Origin of the sequence: Paraplanobispora siamensis (genome assembly GCF_016863175.1) — a bacterium.
GTDB lineage: Bacteria > Actinomycetota > Actinomycetes > Streptosporangiales > Streptosporangiaceae > Planobispora > Planobispora siamensis.
In genome coordinates this window covers 1-15,694 of the sequence record NZ_BOOJ01000101.1, presented here as the reverse complement: position 1 = coordinate 15,694, position 15,694 = coordinate 1, and the positions used below count along the sequence as shown (strand labels likewise).

Here is a 15,694-nt window from a genome sequence, read left to right as displayed (position 1 = left end):
TCCCGGAAGGGACCTTGGTCCCTCGCCGGCCTCAGGCCGCGCCCAGCCACAGGTCGGGGCCGAACACCTCGTAGCGCACGTCGCGCGCCGCCACGCCCGCCGCGATGGGCTGGGCGCGCACGCCGCGCATGAACGGCAGCGGGCCGCACAGGTAGGCCACCGCGCCCTCCGGGATCTCGACGCCGGACAGGTCCATCCGGCCGGTGCGGGCGCAGCCGCACCCGTTCTCCTCGTACCAGAAGATCCGCTCGGCCCCGGGCAGCGCCTCGGCGAGGCACTCCATGTCCCGGCGGAGCGCGTGGTCGGCCTCGGAACGGTCGGCGTGCGGCACCGGGACCCGGGAGGTGGAGCCGGCGAGGGCCAGGTGCTGGAGCATCGCGGTGTCCCCGGCGCCCTCCGGCCGGCGCACGATGCCGCCGACCGAAGCGCGGCGCCCCGCCTCGGTGAGGCGCATCCCGCCGCCCCGCCCTCGCCTTGCCTCCACCAGCCCCAGCTCGCTCAGGCGCATCACTTCACGGTAGGCGTTCCGGGGCGTCGCCGTACCACGGGACGGGCGGGGGATGGAGGGGCGCGGGCGGGGTACGTCCCGGCGCAGGCTCCCAATCGAGAAGTGAGGATCCGATGAGCGAATACCAGCGTTCCCGCACCATGACCGCCCCGCCCGACCTGGTCTTCGACCGGGCGAGCGACGTGGACCGGCTCGACAGCTGGCTCCCGCGGGATCTGCACGTGCGATCCGAGGACCTGCCCGCGGTGACCGTGCACGAGGACGCCACCGGCAAGGACGAGCGCGGGCTGTTCCGCGCCCAGCGCGACCAGCTCCGCATGGAGTGGGGCACCCGGGACGACGACCGCTACGCGGGATGGCTGCAGGTCACGACCATCAGCGACCAGGCGAGCGAGGTGACCGTGCACCTGTCCTTCTTCGACGAGGAGCACGCCCCGCCCGCCGAGCAGATCGACCACGCCCTGGACAAGAGCCTCGAACGGCTCGCGGAGCAGGTGCGCGCCTGACGCGGCGGGCCGGTCAGGAGCCCGCGGGTTCCGGGACGGCCTCCCGCGGAGCGGTGCGGGGCCGCAGCGCCGCGGCGAGCAGGCCGCCGGTCAGGGTGATGACCGCGATCATCCCGAAGGTGGCGGGCAGCGAGGTCGCGTGGGCGATCCAGCCGGTGGCCGCCGGGGCCAGGAGGCTGGACAGGTAGGTGAACGTGGCGATTCCCGCCACCCCCTGGCCGGGGTCCGCGGTGGCGTTGCCCCCGGCCGCGAAGGCCAGCGGGACGACCACCGCGACGCCCAGGCCGATCAGGACGAATCCCGCGATCGCCAGGGCCGGGGTCCGGCCGACGGCCACCAGGGCGGCGCCGGCCGTTGCGAGCAGGCCGCTGAGCCGGGCGGCCGTGACCGGCCCGAGCCTGCGGACGATCATGTCGCCGGAGAGCCTGGTGACCGCCATGGACATGGCGAACAGGGCGTAGGCGGCGGCCGCGACGCCGTCGCCGCCGCCGGTGACGTCCTTGACGTAGACGGCGGCCCAGTTCTGGCTGGCGCCCTCGGCGAAGGTCGCGCAGAAACCGACGACGCCGATCATGAGGATCGCCCGTGACGGCACGGTGAACCGGGGCGGCGCCTTCTCCCCGGGCTCCGGCCGGGTGTCGAGGAGCGTACGGCTCACCACGGCGCCGAAGGCGAGCAGCACCAGCGCCGCCACCCCGTGGTGGAGCCGCGCGTCGATCCCCGCCTGGGCGGCGGCCGTCCCGACCCCGGCGGCGGCGAGGCCTCCCACGCTCCACATCCCGTGCAGACTGGACATGATGGAGCGCTTCAGCCCTCGCTCGACGATCACCCCCTGGGCGTTCATGGTGACGTCGCACATGCCCGCGGCGGCGCCGTACAGCAGGAAGATCGCACACAGCCCGGCGAACCCGGGGGCCAGCGAGGGCAGCGCCAGCACCGAGCACCACAGGGCGAGCAGGACCCGGGTGGCCCGGCGTCCGCCGTACCGGTGGACCAGGCGGGCCGCCATCGGCATGGCGACGAAAGCTCCCAGAGCCGGACAGAACAGGGCGAAGCCCAGCATGGCGGGGCTCAGGTCGAGGTGATCCTGGAGCCATGGGATACGGGTCGCCATGCTCCCGGAGACGGCTCCGTGCACCGCGAAGACGGCCGCGACGGCGATCCTGGCGCGTTGAAGATCGGTACGCATGATGCTAAAAATTAACAGGCAGGCTTCCTGATGAAAAGAGGACAGATGAAGACCGCGACTCCGCAGATGGCCCGGGCGATCAACGATCGCCTGGCGCTCGACCTGCTGCTGGAGCGCGGCCCGCTGACCGCCCCCCAGCTACGGGCGCTGACCGGCCTGTCCCGCCCCACCGTGTCCGACCTGATCGAGCGGTTGCGGGTCAACGGGCTGATCGAGGTCGCCGGGGAGAGCGGGGAGGACCGCCGGGGCCCCAACGCCCGCCTGTACGGCATCGTCGCCGACCGCGCCCACGTGGCCGGGATCGACGTGCGCCGCTCCGCCGTCAACGTCACCGTCGCCGACATCACCGGCCGGACCGTCGGCTCGGCCGTACGGCCCCTGCGGCGCGGCGACGACCTGGCCGAGCTCATCGTCGCCACGGTCGCCGAGGCGGCCGGGTCCAGGAGCATGCACGCCGTCGTCCTGGGCGCTCCCGGCCTGGTGGACCCCAACGCCGGGGATCTGGTGGCCGACAACGGCGTGCCCGGATGGAAGCCCAACCTGCTCCAGACCCTGCGCCACCGGATCGACGCCCCGGTCATCCTGGAGAACGAGGTCAACCTCGCCGCCGTCGCCGAGCACCGCGCCGGATCCGCCCTGGGACGCGAGGACTTCGTCCTGCTCTGGCTGGACGACGGGGTCGGCGCGGCGGTCACCCTCGGCGGGCGGCTGCGGCGCGGCGTCTCCGGCGGCGCGGGCGAGATCGGGTTCCTGCGGCCGGGCGGCACGGCGATCTGCGACATGGTGACGAGCGAGGCCGCCCGCGCCCTGGACCCGGACGCCCTCGCGGCCCTGCTCGCCGAGATCTCCTTCACCCTGGTCGCGGTCCTGGACCCGGGCCTGGTCGTCCTCGGCGGGGGGACCGGCCACTCCGGCGGCGACGCGCTGGCGTCGCGGACCGCCGAGCATCTGGCCGCCCTCTCCCCCGTCCCGGTCCAGGTGCGGCCGAGCACGGTGGAGGGCAACGCGATTCTGCGCGGCGCGCTGTTCACCGCCCTGTCCATCGCGCACCGGGACGTGTTCGGCGGCGTTTCCGGATAACGGTCCTCTCCGGCGGGCCCCATATGAATCTTTCATCCGCCCCCGTTCCCGCCGTTCCTTTCTGAGCTGCGGATTGTCGTCTCCGCCGCGCCCGGCGGCGCGATCTTCGGTTTACTCCCTCAGGGACACCGGCCTACAGTCCGATTCGCGTGAGCGCTTCGCTGCATCCGATCGATAATCCGTCATTTTCGAAAGGTCGGTCATTCCCGTGCGCAATTGGCGAAGAATCGCTGTCGCCTGTGCGGCCGCCGTCTTGTCGGCAATCACCGCGGTCGTCCTCCTCCCGGGCACGGCCTCGGCTCACGGCGCCATGATGGTGCCCGGCAGCCGGACCTTCTTCTGCTGGCAGGACGGGCTCAGCCCGCAGGGGAACATCGTGCCCATCAACCCCGCCTGCTCGGCCGCCGTGGCCCAGAGCGGGGCCAACTCCCTCTACAACTGGTTCAGCGTGCTGCGCTCCGACGGCGCCGGACGGACCCGGGGCTTCATCCCCGACGGGCAGCTGTGCAGCGGCGGAAACCCCAACTTCAGCGGGTACGACCTCGCGCACGCCGACTGGCCGAGGACCCACCTGACCGCCGGGGCGCAGATCCAGTTCCGGTACAACAAGTGGGCCGCCCACCCGGGCTGGTTCTACCTCTACGTCACCAAGGACGGCTGGAACCCCAACCGGCCGCTCACCTGGGACGACCTTGAGGAACAGCCCTTCCACACCGCCGACCACCCGCAGAGCGTCGGCTCGCCCGGCACCAACGACGCCCACTACTACTGGAACGCCACCCTGCCCTCGGGCAAGTCCGGCCGCCACATCATCTACTCGGTGTGGAAGCGCTCCGACAGCGCCGAGACCTTCTACAACTGCTCCGACGTCGTCTTCGACGGCGGCAACGGCGAGGTGACCGGCGTCGGCCGTCCGGGCTCGACCCCGACCGCCACGCCCACCGTGACCCCGACCGTCACGCCCACCGGCGAGCCGGGTTCCTGCACCGCCGCCTACCGGACCGTCAGCTCCTGGACGGGCGGCTTCCAGGGTGAGGTCACCGTGAGCAACCCCGGATCCTCCGGCATCAACGGCTGGACCGTGAAGTGGGCGCTCAACAGCGGCAGCTCCATCAACAGCCTGTGGAACGGCACCCATACGGTCTCCGGATCCACCGTCACAGCCAAGAACGCCGACTGGAACCGGAGCATCCCCGCACGCGGCTCCACCACCTTCGGCTTCACCGCCAACGGGACCAGCGGCTCTCCCACGCTGACCTGCACCAGTCCCTGATCCGTACCGGCCACTGATCCCTACCGGTCACCGACGATCCGCAGGGGCCCGGTCCGCCGGGACCGGGCCCCCTTCCCCGAGGAGGGCCCGCCGTGCCGCAGGGCAGGACCACGACGCTGCTGGGCGCCGCGTCCCTGGTCGCCGCGGTGGCCCTGGTCGCGGCGGCCTGTCTCGGCGAGACCCCGCCGACGCCGCACGCCGCCGGGCACGGGCCCTCCTCCGCCCTCCTCCCCGAGGCCTCCCCCGCCGCGCCTTCGGGGACCTCTCCCGCGCTCCCTCCTGAGACCTCCCCCGCTCTCCCTTCCGGGTCCTCCCCCGCGGCCTCCCCGCACTCCACGATCGCGTCCGCCGGATGTACGGCCACGCTGACCCTCGTCGAGTCCTGGCCGGGCGGTTACCGGGGCACCGCGACGATCAGCAACCGGACCGGCACCCCGATGCGCGACTGGTACATCCAGTGGCTGCTCCCCCAGGGCGCGACCATCACCCAGGCGTGGAAGGGCACGCACATGCAGAGCGGCCCGATCGCCATGATCCACGCCCCGGCCGCCGACCCCGTCCTGGCCCCCGGCGCCACCGTCTCCGGCATCGGGTTCGTCGGCGCCGCCACCGCGCCGCCGGCCTTCACCGACATCACCTGCGGCTGACCCCGCCCGCGCCCGCCGTACCCCCTCAGGCCCGCCGTACCCTCCTCGAAGAGGGTGGGCACCTCCCACCCCGGGACCTGGAAAAGGTGGAGGACCTCCACCTCACACCGGGCGCGGGCGGATTGTTACCGTGCTGCCCGTGCGCTTCATCGAAGCTCTGTCCGCCGCCCTGCCTGCGAGCCGGATCGTCCTCGATCCCGACGTCATGGCCGCCCACTCCCGCGACCAGGCCGCCTGGGCGCCGGAGGGCAGGGCCGTCGCCCTGGTCAGGCCCGAGAGCGCCGAGCAGGTGCGCGCGGTCGTGGCGGTCTGCGGCGAAGACCGGGTGCCGGTCGTGCCGCGCGGCGCGGGCACGGGCCTGTCCGGCGGCGCGAACGCCGTGGACGGCTGCGTGCTGCTGGCCCTCGACGGCATGGACCGCATTCTGGAGATCGACCGGGACGAGCAGCTCGCCGTCGTACAGCCCGGCGTGGTCAACGACAGCCTGCGGGCGGCGGTGGCCGGGCACGGCCTGTGGTACCCGCCCGACCCGGCCAGCTCGCCGTGGTCCACGATCGGCGGCAACGCGGCCACCAACGCCGGCGGCGTCTGCTGCGTGAAGTACGGCGTGACCCGCGACTACGTGCTCGGCCTGCAGGTGGTCACCGGCACCGGCGAGCTGGTCAGGCTCGGCCGCCGGACCAGGAAGGGCGTGGCCGGCTACGACCTGGCCGGGCTGTTCGTCGGGTCCGAGGGCACGCTGGGCGTCATCACGGAGATCACCGTGCGCCTGCTGCGGCTGCCGCGGGAAACGCCGAGGACGATCGTGGGCGCGTTCGACTCGCTGGTCGGGGCGGGCAGGGCGGTCGCGGCCACGGCGGCGGCCGGAATCACGCCGAGCGCGCTGGAGCTGGTCGACCGCTACTGCCTGCGCGCGGTGGACGACTGGAGGAACATGGGCCTGACCGACCTCGGCGACGTCCTGCTGCTCGGCCGGATCGACACCGGCGACGAGCTGGAGGCGGCCGCGCTGCAGGGGTGCTTCGACGCGGCGGGCGCCGTGTGGAGCACCCGCTCGACCGACGCCGAGGAGGCCGAGGCGCTGTTCTCCGCCCGCAGGCTCGCCTACCCCGCGCTGGAACGGCTCGGACCGGTACTGACCGAGGACGTGTGCGTGCCGCGCGGGCTGGTGCCGGAGATGCTCGCCCGCATCGAGCGGCACGCGGAGACGCACGGCGTGCACATCGCCAACATCGCCCACGCGGGCGACGGCAACCTGCACCCGCTGATCGTCGTCCCGGCCGGGGACGACGAGGCGCGCACGCGGGCGCAGCGGGTGTTCGAGGCGATCCTCGACGACGCGATCGCCCTGGGCGGCACCGTCACCGGCGAGCACGGCGTGGGCCTGCTGAAGAAGCGGGGCATGCACGCCGAGGTGGGCGAGGACGTGCTGGCGCTGCACCGCGCGATCAAGTCGGCCCTGGACCCGGCCGGAATCTTCAACCCCGGAAAGATCATCTAAGGAGGACGCCGGCATGCCGAGGATCACCAGCGGCGACGGAGTGGGACTGCACTATCTCGACGAGGGCTCCGGGCCCGTCACGGTGCTCGTGCACGGGTACGGCGCGCCCGCCGCGGGCTGGGCCCCGCAGCAGAGCGCGCTGGTCGCGGCGGGCCAGCGGGTGCTGGCCTTCGACCGGCGCTCGCACGGCGAGTCCGACAACCCGGCGTACGGCCAGCGGATGGCCCGCCACGGCGCCGACCTGGCGGAGTTCCTCGACACGCTGGACGTACGGGATGCGCTGCTGGTCGGGGCCTCCATGGGCGCCAACGTGATCTGGGCGTACATCGACCTGTTCGGCACCGGCCGGGTACGCGGCGTCGTCAGCGTGGACCAGACCCCCAAGATGATCAACACCGACGACTGGGTCCACGGCTTCTACGGCCTGACCCCGCAGAACGCCGGCACCTTCTTCGACCACGGGATCCCCGCCACCGGCCGGGGCAACCCGCCCTACACCGAGGAGGTGGCCGCACTGGTCGCGGCCGCCCCCGGCCCCGGCCCGGAGACCCGGCCCCTCCTGCGCGACCACGCCTTCCAGGACTGGCGCGACGTGGTGGCGCGGGCGGATGTGCCCATCCTCTTCCTGGCCGGACGCGACAGCCAGTTCTGGCCGTGCGAACACGCCGCCGCCGCGGCCGATCTCAGCCCGAAGGCCACCGCGACGGTGATCGACGACTGCGGCCACGTGGTCACGGCCGACCAGCCCGGACGGCTGAGCGAGGAACTGGTGGCCTTCGCCAGGTGACCGGTCGCGGTGGCCCGATCGCGTCTGCCGTGGCCGGAGGCGGGGCCGGTTACCTTGGCGGGGTGAGCGACCTTGGCGGGGTGAGCGACCCGGTGCCTTCCGCGGCCGAGCTGGCCGTGCTCAACGACCTCGGCAGCCGCCTGACCTCCATCCACGCGCCCGACGAGGTGCTGCGCAGGGTGGCGGTGGAGACCAGGCGGCTGCTCGGCGTGGACGTGGCCTACATCATGCTGGCCCGCGCCGACGGGATGCTCCGCATCGAGGTCTCCGAGGGCACCCTCGGCAACGCCCTGGACGGCATCGAGGTGCCCGAGGGCGTCGGCCTGGGCGGGCTGATCATGCAGACCGGCGAGCCGCGGTGGAGCGCCGACTACCTGACCGACGGCGGGCTCGAGCACGCGCGCGCGATCGACGCGGCGGCGGTCGGCGAGCGGCTCGGCGGGATCATCGGGGTGCCGCTGCGGGTGGCCGGGCGGGCGATCGGAGTGCTGTTCGCCGCCTCCCGGGGGCCGCGGCCGTTCACCGACCGCGAGGTGGTGCTGCTGTCGTCCCTGGCCGCGCACGCGGCGGTGGCCATCCACAACGCCCGGCTGCTCGAGCGCTACCAGCGGGCCACCGACGCGCTGAGCCGGTCGGTGGACCTGCACGGGCGCCTGGTCCGCATCGCCACGGGCGGCGGCGGTCCGGCCGAGATCGTCACGGCGCTGGCGGACGCCCTGGGAGCCGAGGTCGTCTTCCTGCCCGCGGCCCGGCACGCCGGGAGGACCGTACAGTCGTCTCCGCATGGACAGGCCGTGTCTTCGGCCCCGCGTGGGCGCGCCGTACCGACGTCTTCGCATGGGCGGGCCGTGCCGGTGCTCGTGGGCGAGGAGCCGGTCGGCGAGTTGGTGGTCGGCGGCGCCGACCTCCCCGCCCACCTGGTGGAGACGGGCGCGACCGTGCTGGCGCTGGCCATCGCCACCGAACGGGCCGTGGCCGAGGCCGAACGGCGGACCCGGGGCGAGTTGGCCGCGGCCCTGTTCGGCGGGCGGCTGGACGAGGCGACGGCCCGGCGCAGGGCCGCGCTGGCCGGAGTGGACCTGGACCACACCGGTTGCGTCGCGGTCCTGTCCCCTCCCGCTCCGGACGTGGCCGAGCGCCTGTGCCGCGACGGCGGCTGGGCGGCCGAGCACGACGGCCACTCGGTGGTGCTGCTGCCCGCGCGCGACGCCGCGGCCGTCCGCGCCCGTCTGCTCACCCTCGCCCCCGGCATCCCGGCCGCGGCCGTCGCACCCGCCGTCGGGCGCGCGGAAGGCGGCGGGCACGCGGAAGGCGGCGGGCACGCGGACAGGTACGCGGGCGACGGCGACCGTGCGGGCGGCGGTCCGGCAGGGGTACGGCGGGCCTACGAAGAGGCCGTGGGCTGCGTGGCGCTGCTGCGGGCACTCGGCCGGAGCGGCTGCGCGCTCCCCGACGAGCTGGGCGTCTACCGCGTACTGCTCCGCCAGGCCGGGCCGGGCGAGCTGGAACGCTTCGTCACGGCCACGGTCGGCCCGCTGCTCGCCCACCGCAGATCCGAGGACCTGACGGCGACGGCCGAGACCTACCTGGACCGTTTCCGCCACCACGCCGGCACCTGCGCGGCGCTGCACATCCACCCCAACACCCTGTACAAGCGCCTGCGCCGCGTCACCGAACTCCTCGGCCCCGGCTGGGACGGCCCCGGCCGCGCGCTGGAGACCCGCCTGGCCCTGCGCCTGCACCGGCTCGGCCGGACACCCGGATTAACCGGTTGAACCGCGAAAACGGCAGCTGCTAGGAACTGATCCTATTTACCGGCCGCTACCGATCGGAGCGCTTGAATGCTCACTGGGAAACTCGTACGGCTGCGTGCCATGGAGCCGTCCGAAGCCGAGACGCTGTGGCGCTGGAACAACGATCCGGAGGTCGTGCGCTGGATGAGCGAGGGCTATCCGGAATCCCTGGCCCAGATCACCGAGCGGTGCGAGGACCGCAACCGCAATTCCTACGACAACGTGCTCCTCGGGATCGAGACCCTCGACGAGGGACGGCTGATCGGGATCGTCCGGCTGGGCGACGCCGAACCCGAGATCGGCAGCGCCGAGCTCGACATCTACATCGGCGAGAAGGACTGCTGGGGCAAGGGCTACGGCACCGACGCCACCCGGGAGATCTGCCGCTACGGCTTCGACAGGATGCGGCTGCACTCGATCGAACTGTGGGTCGTCGCCGAGAACGAGGCGGCGATCCGGGTCTACGAGAAGGTCGGCTTCTCCCGCGACGGCAGGCGCCGCGACGCGTTCCGCCGTGACGGGAAATGGCACGACATGATTCTCATGACCATGCTGGAGGGCGAGCTGATCGGCTGACCCGCGCTCCGGGAACGCCACCGGAAAACGTGTTGCGCCGGGGCGCCCCGGCGCGACACGATCGGTTCACGGAATACCGATGGAAGGACGAAGAATGCGAACTCGACGCCGAATGAGCATGCCCGGGCAGGCTCGCATGTGACGATTGGCGACGTCCCATGCGAGCCGTCCCGGACATGTTCCCGGGGCGGCTTTTCGCATTCCCGGCGGGTGGGGGCGCTGGCGTGCCCGGCGGTTTCATAAGCCGCTCCAGGTGGGTTCGATTCCCACACCCGCCACGGCCCGGTTCCTTTTCCCGTATTTCCCCGAAGACTCCCCCGGAGTCTTCTCCGGAGAATTCCCGGGATTTTCTCCGGGACTCCGGCCCTCGTGGCGCAGAGGAGAGCGCGCCTGCTTGCGGAGCAGGAGGACGCTGGTTCGAATCCAGCCGAGGGCACCGATGAGACATCAGGCAGAAGACCGCTCCCCGGTCGCGGGAGCGGCCTCCTTGATCGGCAGCGTCGGCGCGAGTTCGCGTACGTTCCCTCCCGACCAGCGCTCCAGGAGCTCGATGTCGTGGCTGACGGCGAGGACGCCGGCGCCGGTGCGCTCCCGGTAGGCCTCGATCCTGGCCACCAGGTGCGCCTGCGTGGAGGCGTCCAGCATCGTGGTCATCTCGTCGCAGATCAGATAGCGGGGTTCGAGTGCGAGCGCGCGGGCCACGCACGCGCGCTGGAGCTGGCCGTCGGAGACCTCGTGGGGCCGGCGGGAGTGCAGCTCGGGGGTCAGGCCCAGTTCCTCGGCCAGCTCGTGGGCGCGGGTCAGGGGGCGGCGGTTGGCGCGCAGCGGTTCGGTGATGACGTCGAGCAGGGTGAAGCGGGGGTCCACGGCCAGGCGGGGCTGCTGGAAGATCAGGCCGACGGCGGTGCGCCGGGGCGCCCGGTGCCGCCAGCGGTGGACCGGCTGCCCGTCGAGGACCACCCGGCCGCCGGAGGGGCGCAGGAGCAGGGCGAGGACCCGGGCCAGGGTGGACTTGCCGCAGCCGCTCGGCCCGGCCAGTCCCACGACCTCGCCGGGGCTGACGGTGACGGCCGCCCGGTCCAGCACACGGTGCCGCCCGAAGGTGACGGTGATGTCAGTGGCTTCAAGCATGGTGGCAGGCCACTCCGTTCAGGACGGGCTGCTCGTCGCACAGGGCGGTGGCGCGCGGGCAGCGCGGCTGGAAGGCGCAGCCGCCGGGCAGGCGGGTCAGCTCGGGCGGCTGCCCGGGGACCGGGGTGAAGGCCCGCGTGGGCAGCGCGTCCAGGAGCCCGGCGGCGTAGGGGTGACGTGGGGCGGTGAAGAAGGTCCGGGCCTCGGTGAGTTCGACGATGCGGCTGGCGTACATGACCGCGACGTCGTCGGCGATCTGTTCGGCGGCGCGCAGGTCGTGGGTGATGAGCAGGACCGCCCTGCCCTCGTCGCACAGGCGGCGCAGCTCGGCCATGGTCGCCTCGACCAGCGGGCGGTCCAGGCCGGTGGTGGGCTCGTCGGCCAGGATTAACGGCGGGTCCCCGGCCAGGGCCAGGGCGTTGGCGACGCGCTGGGCCATGCCGCCGGACAGCTGGTGCGGATAGCGGTCGAGGTCGCCGGGGCGCAGACCGGCCCGCCGGGCCAGCTCGTCGGGGGTCTCGGGACGGCCGAGTTCGCGCAGCGCCTCGGCCAGCTGGGCGCGCGCCGTACGGACCGGAGTGAGATGGGCGGCGGGGCTCTGCGGGACCAGGCCGATGCGGCGGCCGCGCACCTCGCGGGCCAGCGTCCGCTCGCCGGCGGCGACCAGGTCCAGGGAGTCCAGCCAGGCGTGGCCGGTCACGGTGGCGTTGGCGGGCAGCAGGCCGAGCAGGGCGTGGGCCATCACCGACTTGCCACAGCCGGACTCGCCGACCAGCGCCAGGCAGTGGCCCTCGCGCAGCTCGAACCGGGCGTCGGTGACGGCGTGCACGACCGCGCCGGGCAGCCGGAAGCGGACCGACAGGCCCTCGACACGCAGCTTCACAGGGCCGACTCCGATCGGTGGCGTGGACTGCTCCGGTCGCGCAGGTGCTGGGCGAGGGCGGAGATCGCCAGGGTGGGCAGCAGGATCAGCAGGCCGGGGAAGAGGCTGGACCACCAGTCACCTGCCAGCAGGGAGCGCTGGCCGTCGTTGATCATGTTGCCGAGCGAGGCGAGGTGGGCGGGCAGGCCCAGGCCGAGGAAGCTGAGGGCGGTCTCGTGCCAGATCGCGTGCGGGATCATCAGCACGGCGGCCAGCAGCAGGTGCGGTGCCAGGTTCGGCAGGAAATGGCGACGGACGATGCGCGCTCTCGACGAGCCGCCGGAGATCGCGGCGTCCACGAAGGGGCGGCCGCGCAGCGACAGCACCTCGGAGCGGACGATCCGGGCGGCGGTGGTCCAGTGCGTGACTGCCACCGACACGATCACCGCGATCGCGCTGGGGGAGAACAGCGCCACGATGAAGATGCCGAACAACAGGTGCGGCAGCGCGTTGAAGCCGTCCACGATCCGCATCAGCAGCCGGTCGACGCCCCCGCCGGCCGTACCCGCCGCCAGCCCGACCAGCCCGCCGATCAGCACGCCGGCCACCGCCGCGGTCAGCCCGACCAGGAGCGAGACGCGCAGCCCGTAGATCGAGCGCAGCAGCACGTCACGGCCGACCTCGTCGGTGCCGAACGGATGCGCCCACGACGGCGCCAGCCCGGACGAGGGCAGATCCACCAGCTGCTGGTCGAGCCGGGCGAACAGCGGCACCAGCACCACCGCCGCGACCAGCACGGCGAGGGTGCCCAGGGCGAGCCTGTGACGGCGGGCGGGCCATCCCGTGACCCGGCCGGACGTCTCCGGCCGTGCCCGCCACCGCGTCTTCGGCGCGGCCATCAGCCCACCCCCAGCACGCGCACCCGGGGATCGGCCACGGTGTAGGCCAGATCGGCCAGCAGATTGCCCAGCACCACCGCGACCGTGGCCAGCAGGGTGAGCGCGGCCAGCAGCGGGAAGTCCACGGCCAGCGCCGCCTTGATCGTCGTGCCCGCGACCCCCGGCCAGGAGAACACCGCCTCCACCAGGATCGCCCCCGTCACCAGTTCGGGCACCCGCGCCCCCATGATCGTGATGAACGGCAGCAGCGCCGAGCGCAGCGCGTGCCGTACCAGAGCGGTCCGGGAACGCAGGCCCCTGGCCCGCGCCCCGAGTACGAAGTCCTCCCGCAGCACGCCGACGACCGATTCACGGACGAACAGCAGCAGCCACGACGACTGCGAGAACGCCAGCACCACCACCGGCAGCACCAGATGGCGCAGCAGGTCGGGCAGTGTCACCGTGGCCGAGGCGGCGTCGGTCAGCCCGCCCGCGGGCAGCCAGCCGAGCTTGACCGCGAACACCCAGATCGCCAGCAGCCCGACCCAGAAGACCGGCGCGGCCTCGACGGCGAACGCCGTACCGGTGATCAGGCGGTCCGGCCACGAGTCCCGGCGCCAGGCCGCCAGAGTGCCGCCCACCAGACCGATCACCAGCATCAGCGCCAGTGCGCAGCCCACCACCAGCAGCGTCCAGCCGAGCCGCTCGCCGATCACCTGGGTGACCGGCAGCCGCAACGACCGCGACTCCCCGAGGTCACCGGTGACCAGATTGCCCAGCCAGGTGACGTACTGCTCGACCAGCGGCCGGTCCAGGCCCCAGTTGGCGCGGATCCGGGCCGCGATCTCCGGGCCGGTGGTCATCGCCCGGTCGCCCAGATACTGCCGTACCGGGTCGAACGGCGAGGCCTTGGCCAGGGCGAACATCGCGAACGTCACCGCCAGCAGCAACGGCGCCGCCATCACCGCCCGCCAGGCGACGATCCGTACCCAGGTCATGAAGCGGGCTTCCAGCCGGCCACGGTGCCCAGCAGGCCGCCGGTGGCGTGGGCGTGCGGCTCCACTCCCACGCTCAGGCCGCTCCAGTCACCCCGTACGACGTAGTTGTGTTTGAGGTAGACCAGGTACAACCAGACCGCGTCGTCGCGGATGCGCTGCTGCACCTCGTCATAGGCCTTCTTGCGCACCGCCGGGTCGGTGCTCCGCCGTCCCTGTTCCAGCAGCTTGTCCACCTCGGGGTCGTCGTAGCGGCCCGGGTTGAAGAAGCCCTCGCCGGCGAAGGAGGAGTGGAAGAGCTCGTAGTTGATGTAGTCGGGGTCGAACGGGGTGCCCCAGCCCATGATCAGCGCGTCCTTCGCCATGCGCGGCTCGATCGCGTCCCAGTCCAGCCCGGCCAGCCGGACGTCGATGCCGATCCGCTTGGCGTCGGAGGCCACCGCCAGCGCCAGTTCCTTGCGCAGCGAGTCACCCGCCGGATACATCAGCGTGAACGTCGCGGTCGTGCCGTCCTTGACCCGGACGCCGTCGGCGCCCGCCTTCCATCCGGCCTCCTCCAGCACCCGTACGGCCCCGGCCCGGTCCGGTGCCGCCGAGCCCTGGACGGCGGGGTTGTGCCAGTCGGTGCCCGGCGGGATCGGCCCGAATGCCGCCTGCCCGGAGCCCGCCAGGATCACCGAGACCATCGCCCCGCGGTCGACGGCCAGGTCGAGCGCCCTGCGGATCGCCAGGTCGCCGGTTACCGGCTGGTCCAGCGGGAACACGACGCCGCGGTAGTCCGCGCTCGGCGCCTCGTACACGGTCAGCCCGGACCGGTTCCTGAACCGGGCCGTCGCCTTGGGGGGCAGTTCGGTCGCGGTGAACTCCCCGGCGGCCATCCGCGTCGCGCGGGCGTTGTCGTCGGCGGTGTAGGCGAGGACCAGGTTCTTCACCGCCGGGGCGCCGTCCCAGTAGCGCTCGTTGGCCTTGAGAGTGACCTTGTCGCCCTTCGTCCAGGAGACGAAGGCGAACGGGCCGGTGCCGACCGGATCGGCCTTCGGATCGGACTTGTCGGGAACGATGCCGAGCGTGGCCCGCTGCAGGATCGGCGCGTAGGCGTACCTCAGATGGAAGACCGCCGTCCGCGCGTCCGGCGCCTCGACCCGCTCGATGGCCGCGTAGTCGCCCTGGATCGGTGAGTTGTTGGCCGGGTCGAGCACCTGGTTGTAGGTGTGGGCCACGTCGGCGGCGGTCAGCGGCCTGCCGTCGTGGAAGGTGACGCCCCGGCGCAATGTGAACGTCACCGTGGTGCCCTCCGCCTCCGGCAGCGCCTCGGCCAGCGCGGGTTCCAGCTTCAGGTCCGGGGTGCGGCGGACCAGCCCGTCGAAGATCAGCGAGCCGCCGTCCGGGGTATAGCCGAGCACCGGGCTGAGCGAGTCGGGCTCCGAGCCCAACCCCAGCACCACCGTGTCCTGTGCACCGCGGGGCGTCGCGGGCTGCGAGGGGGCCGAGCATCCGGCCAGCACGAGAGCGATCACCCCGATCAGTACGGATCTGCGCCTCATGGAGGCGACCGTAGAGCCTGTGACTTGCTATTGCAAATAAATTGCAAGTAACTCGAATGCGCACCAGTCATTGCGTACGGCCGGCAGGCGCATGCGTGAGGGGACGGGAAGCAGGAGGGCGCCGGCCCGGATCCGGCCTCGGCATCGAACCTCACCCGTGAGCCGCGCGTATCCCCCTGTAACCGATCGCGACCGGCCGTACCACCGGGAGGAGCGATAACACGTGCCTCGTCGACATCGCCACACAGCCGCCGGCAAGGTCCTCGGTGCCGGCGCCGCCCTGGCACTCGGCGCCTTCGCCGTCGTGACCGTGTCGGATGACACGGCCGGTCCTCCCGCACGCGCTCGGATCACGGCTCCCGTGGTCGCGGCGACAGGCGAGGCCGAACTCGTCCGGGCCGGAGGCGGTCCGCTCAGCGCGGCC

The 15,694-nt window shown here is 72.9% G+C and carries 16 protein-coding genes and 2 tRNA genes; 11 read left to right on the top strand and 7 right to left on the bottom strand.

Annotated features, from left to right (window positions below; genetic code table 11):
* Nucleotides 1-31 precede the first annotated feature (31 nt).
* Complete coding sequence (locus tag Psi01_RS44680) at nt 32-508, bottom strand: ferredoxin reductase domain-containing protein (RefSeq protein WP_373872552.1); 477 nt, start codon at nt 506-508, stop codon at nt 32-34.
* 113 nt (nt 509-621) lie between these two features.
* Between Psi01_RS44680 and Psi01_RS41955 the strand changes: the two genes are divergently transcribed.
* The gene (locus Psi01_RS41955) at nt 622-1,014 is read left to right on the top strand and encodes an SRPBCC family protein (protein WP_204069784.1); all 393 of its coding nucleotides are present in this window, start codon (nt 622-624) and stop codon (nt 1,012-1,014) included.
* A gap of 13 nt (nt 1,015-1,027) precedes the next feature.
* On the opposite strand, the gene Psi01_RS41950 is transcribed toward Psi01_RS41955, so the two are convergent.
* Nucleotides 1,028-2,203, bottom strand: a complete 1,176-nt coding sequence (locus tag Psi01_RS41950; RefSeq protein WP_204069783.1) for an MFS transporter — start codon at nt 2,201-2,203, stop codon at nt 1,028-1,030.
* A gap of 45 nt (nt 2,204-2,248) precedes the next feature.
* Here Psi01_RS41950 and Psi01_RS41945 point away from each other — a divergent pair, with 45 nt between their 5' ends.
* From Psi01_RS41945 to Psi01_RS41905, 9 genes are all read left to right on the top strand, one after another.
* Complete coding sequence (locus tag Psi01_RS41945) at nt 2,249-3,283, top strand: ROK family transcriptional regulator (protein ID WP_204069782.1); 1,035 nt, start codon at nt 2,249-2,251, stop codon at nt 3,281-3,283.
* Nucleotides 3,284-3,536: 253 nt separating this feature from the next.
* The gene (locus Psi01_RS41940) at nt 3,537-4,556 is read left to right on the top strand and encodes a lytic polysaccharide monooxygenase auxiliary activity family 9 protein (protein ID WP_239128434.1); all 1,020 of its coding nucleotides are present in this window, start codon (nt 3,537-3,539) and stop codon (nt 4,554-4,556) included.
* A 92-nt stretch (nt 4,557-4,648) separates the two neighbouring features.
* Nucleotides 4,649-5,203, top strand: coding sequence for a cellulose binding domain-containing protein (locus tag Psi01_RS41935; RefSeq protein WP_204069780.1), 555 nt, complete (start codon nt 4,649-4,651; stop codon nt 5,201-5,203).
* A 205-nt stretch (nt 5,204-5,408) separates the two neighbouring features.
* The gene (locus Psi01_RS41930; protein WP_204069785.1) at nt 5,409-6,704 is read left to right on the top strand and encodes an FAD-binding oxidoreductase; all 1,296 of its coding nucleotides are present in this window, start codon (nt 5,409-5,411) and stop codon (nt 6,702-6,704) included.
* A 13-nt stretch (nt 6,705-6,717) separates the two neighbouring features.
* Nucleotides 6,718-7,491: an alpha/beta fold hydrolase gene (locus Psi01_RS41925; protein ID WP_204069779.1), complete on the top strand. Its 774-nt coding sequence runs from the start codon at nt 6,718-6,720 to the stop codon at nt 7,489-7,491.
* Nucleotides 7,492-7,553: 62 nt separating this feature from the next.
* The gene (locus tag Psi01_RS44355) at nt 7,554-9,266 is read left to right on the top strand and encodes a helix-turn-helix domain-containing protein (protein ID WP_204069778.1); all 1,713 of its coding nucleotides are present in this window, start codon (nt 7,554-7,556) and stop codon (nt 9,264-9,266) included.
* Nucleotides 9,267-9,332: 66 nt separating this feature from the next.
* Nucleotides 9,333-9,860, top strand: a complete 528-nt coding sequence (locus tag Psi01_RS41915; RefSeq protein WP_204069777.1) for a GNAT family N-acetyltransferase — start codon at nt 9,333-9,335, stop codon at nt 9,858-9,860.
* Nucleotides 9,861-10,065: 205 nt separating this feature from the next.
* A tRNA-Met gene (locus Psi01_RS41910) sits at nt 10,066-10,138 on the top strand.
* Between the two features lie 85 nt (nt 10,139-10,223).
* Nucleotides 10,224-10,296 (top strand) — tRNA-Arg (locus tag Psi01_RS41905).
* An 11-nt stretch (nt 10,297-10,307) separates the two neighbouring features.
* Here Psi01_RS41905 and Psi01_RS41900 read toward each other — a convergent pair.
* The 5 genes from Psi01_RS41900 to Psi01_RS41880 are packed head-to-tail and all read right to left on the bottom strand — an operon-like array spanning nt 10,308 to nt 15,270.
* The gene (locus Psi01_RS41900; protein WP_204069776.1) at nt 10,308-10,991 is read right to left on the bottom strand and encodes an ABC transporter ATP-binding protein; all 684 of its coding nucleotides are present in this window, start codon (nt 10,989-10,991) and stop codon (nt 10,308-10,310) included.
* On the bottom strand, nt 10,984-11,874 hold the full coding sequence (locus Psi01_RS41895) for an ABC transporter ATP-binding protein (RefSeq protein WP_204069775.1): 891 nt from the start codon (nt 11,872-11,874) through the stop codon (nt 10,984-10,986). The genes Psi01_RS41900 and Psi01_RS41895 overlap by 8 nt, the downstream gene beginning before the upstream one ends.
* Nucleotides 11,871-12,752 carry an ABC transporter permease gene (locus tag Psi01_RS41890; RefSeq protein WP_204069774.1) on the bottom strand — a complete coding sequence of 294 codons (882 nt, stop codon included), beginning with the start codon at nt 12,750-12,752 and terminating at the stop codon, nt 11,871-11,873. Before Psi01_RS41890 ends, Psi01_RS41895 begins: the two co-directional genes overlap by 4 nt.
* Nucleotides 12,752-13,729 carry an ABC transporter permease gene (locus Psi01_RS41885; protein ID WP_204069773.1) on the bottom strand — a complete coding sequence of 326 codons (978 nt, stop codon included), beginning with the start codon at nt 13,727-13,729 and terminating at the stop codon, nt 12,752-12,754. The genes Psi01_RS41890 and Psi01_RS41885 overlap by 1 nt, the downstream gene beginning before the upstream one ends.
* The gene (locus tag Psi01_RS41880; protein WP_204069772.1) at nt 13,726-15,270 is read right to left on the bottom strand and encodes an ABC transporter substrate-binding protein; all 1,545 of its coding nucleotides are present in this window, start codon (nt 15,268-15,270) and stop codon (nt 13,726-13,728) included. Before Psi01_RS41880 ends, Psi01_RS41885 begins: the two co-directional genes overlap by 4 nt.
* Nucleotides 15,271-15,493: 223 nt before the next feature.
* Here Psi01_RS41880 and Psi01_RS41875 point away from each other — a divergent pair.
* Nucleotides 15,494-15,694 (top strand): hypothetical protein (locus tag Psi01_RS41875; RefSeq protein ID WP_204069771.1); only part of this gene is annotated, 201 nt, incomplete at its 3' end.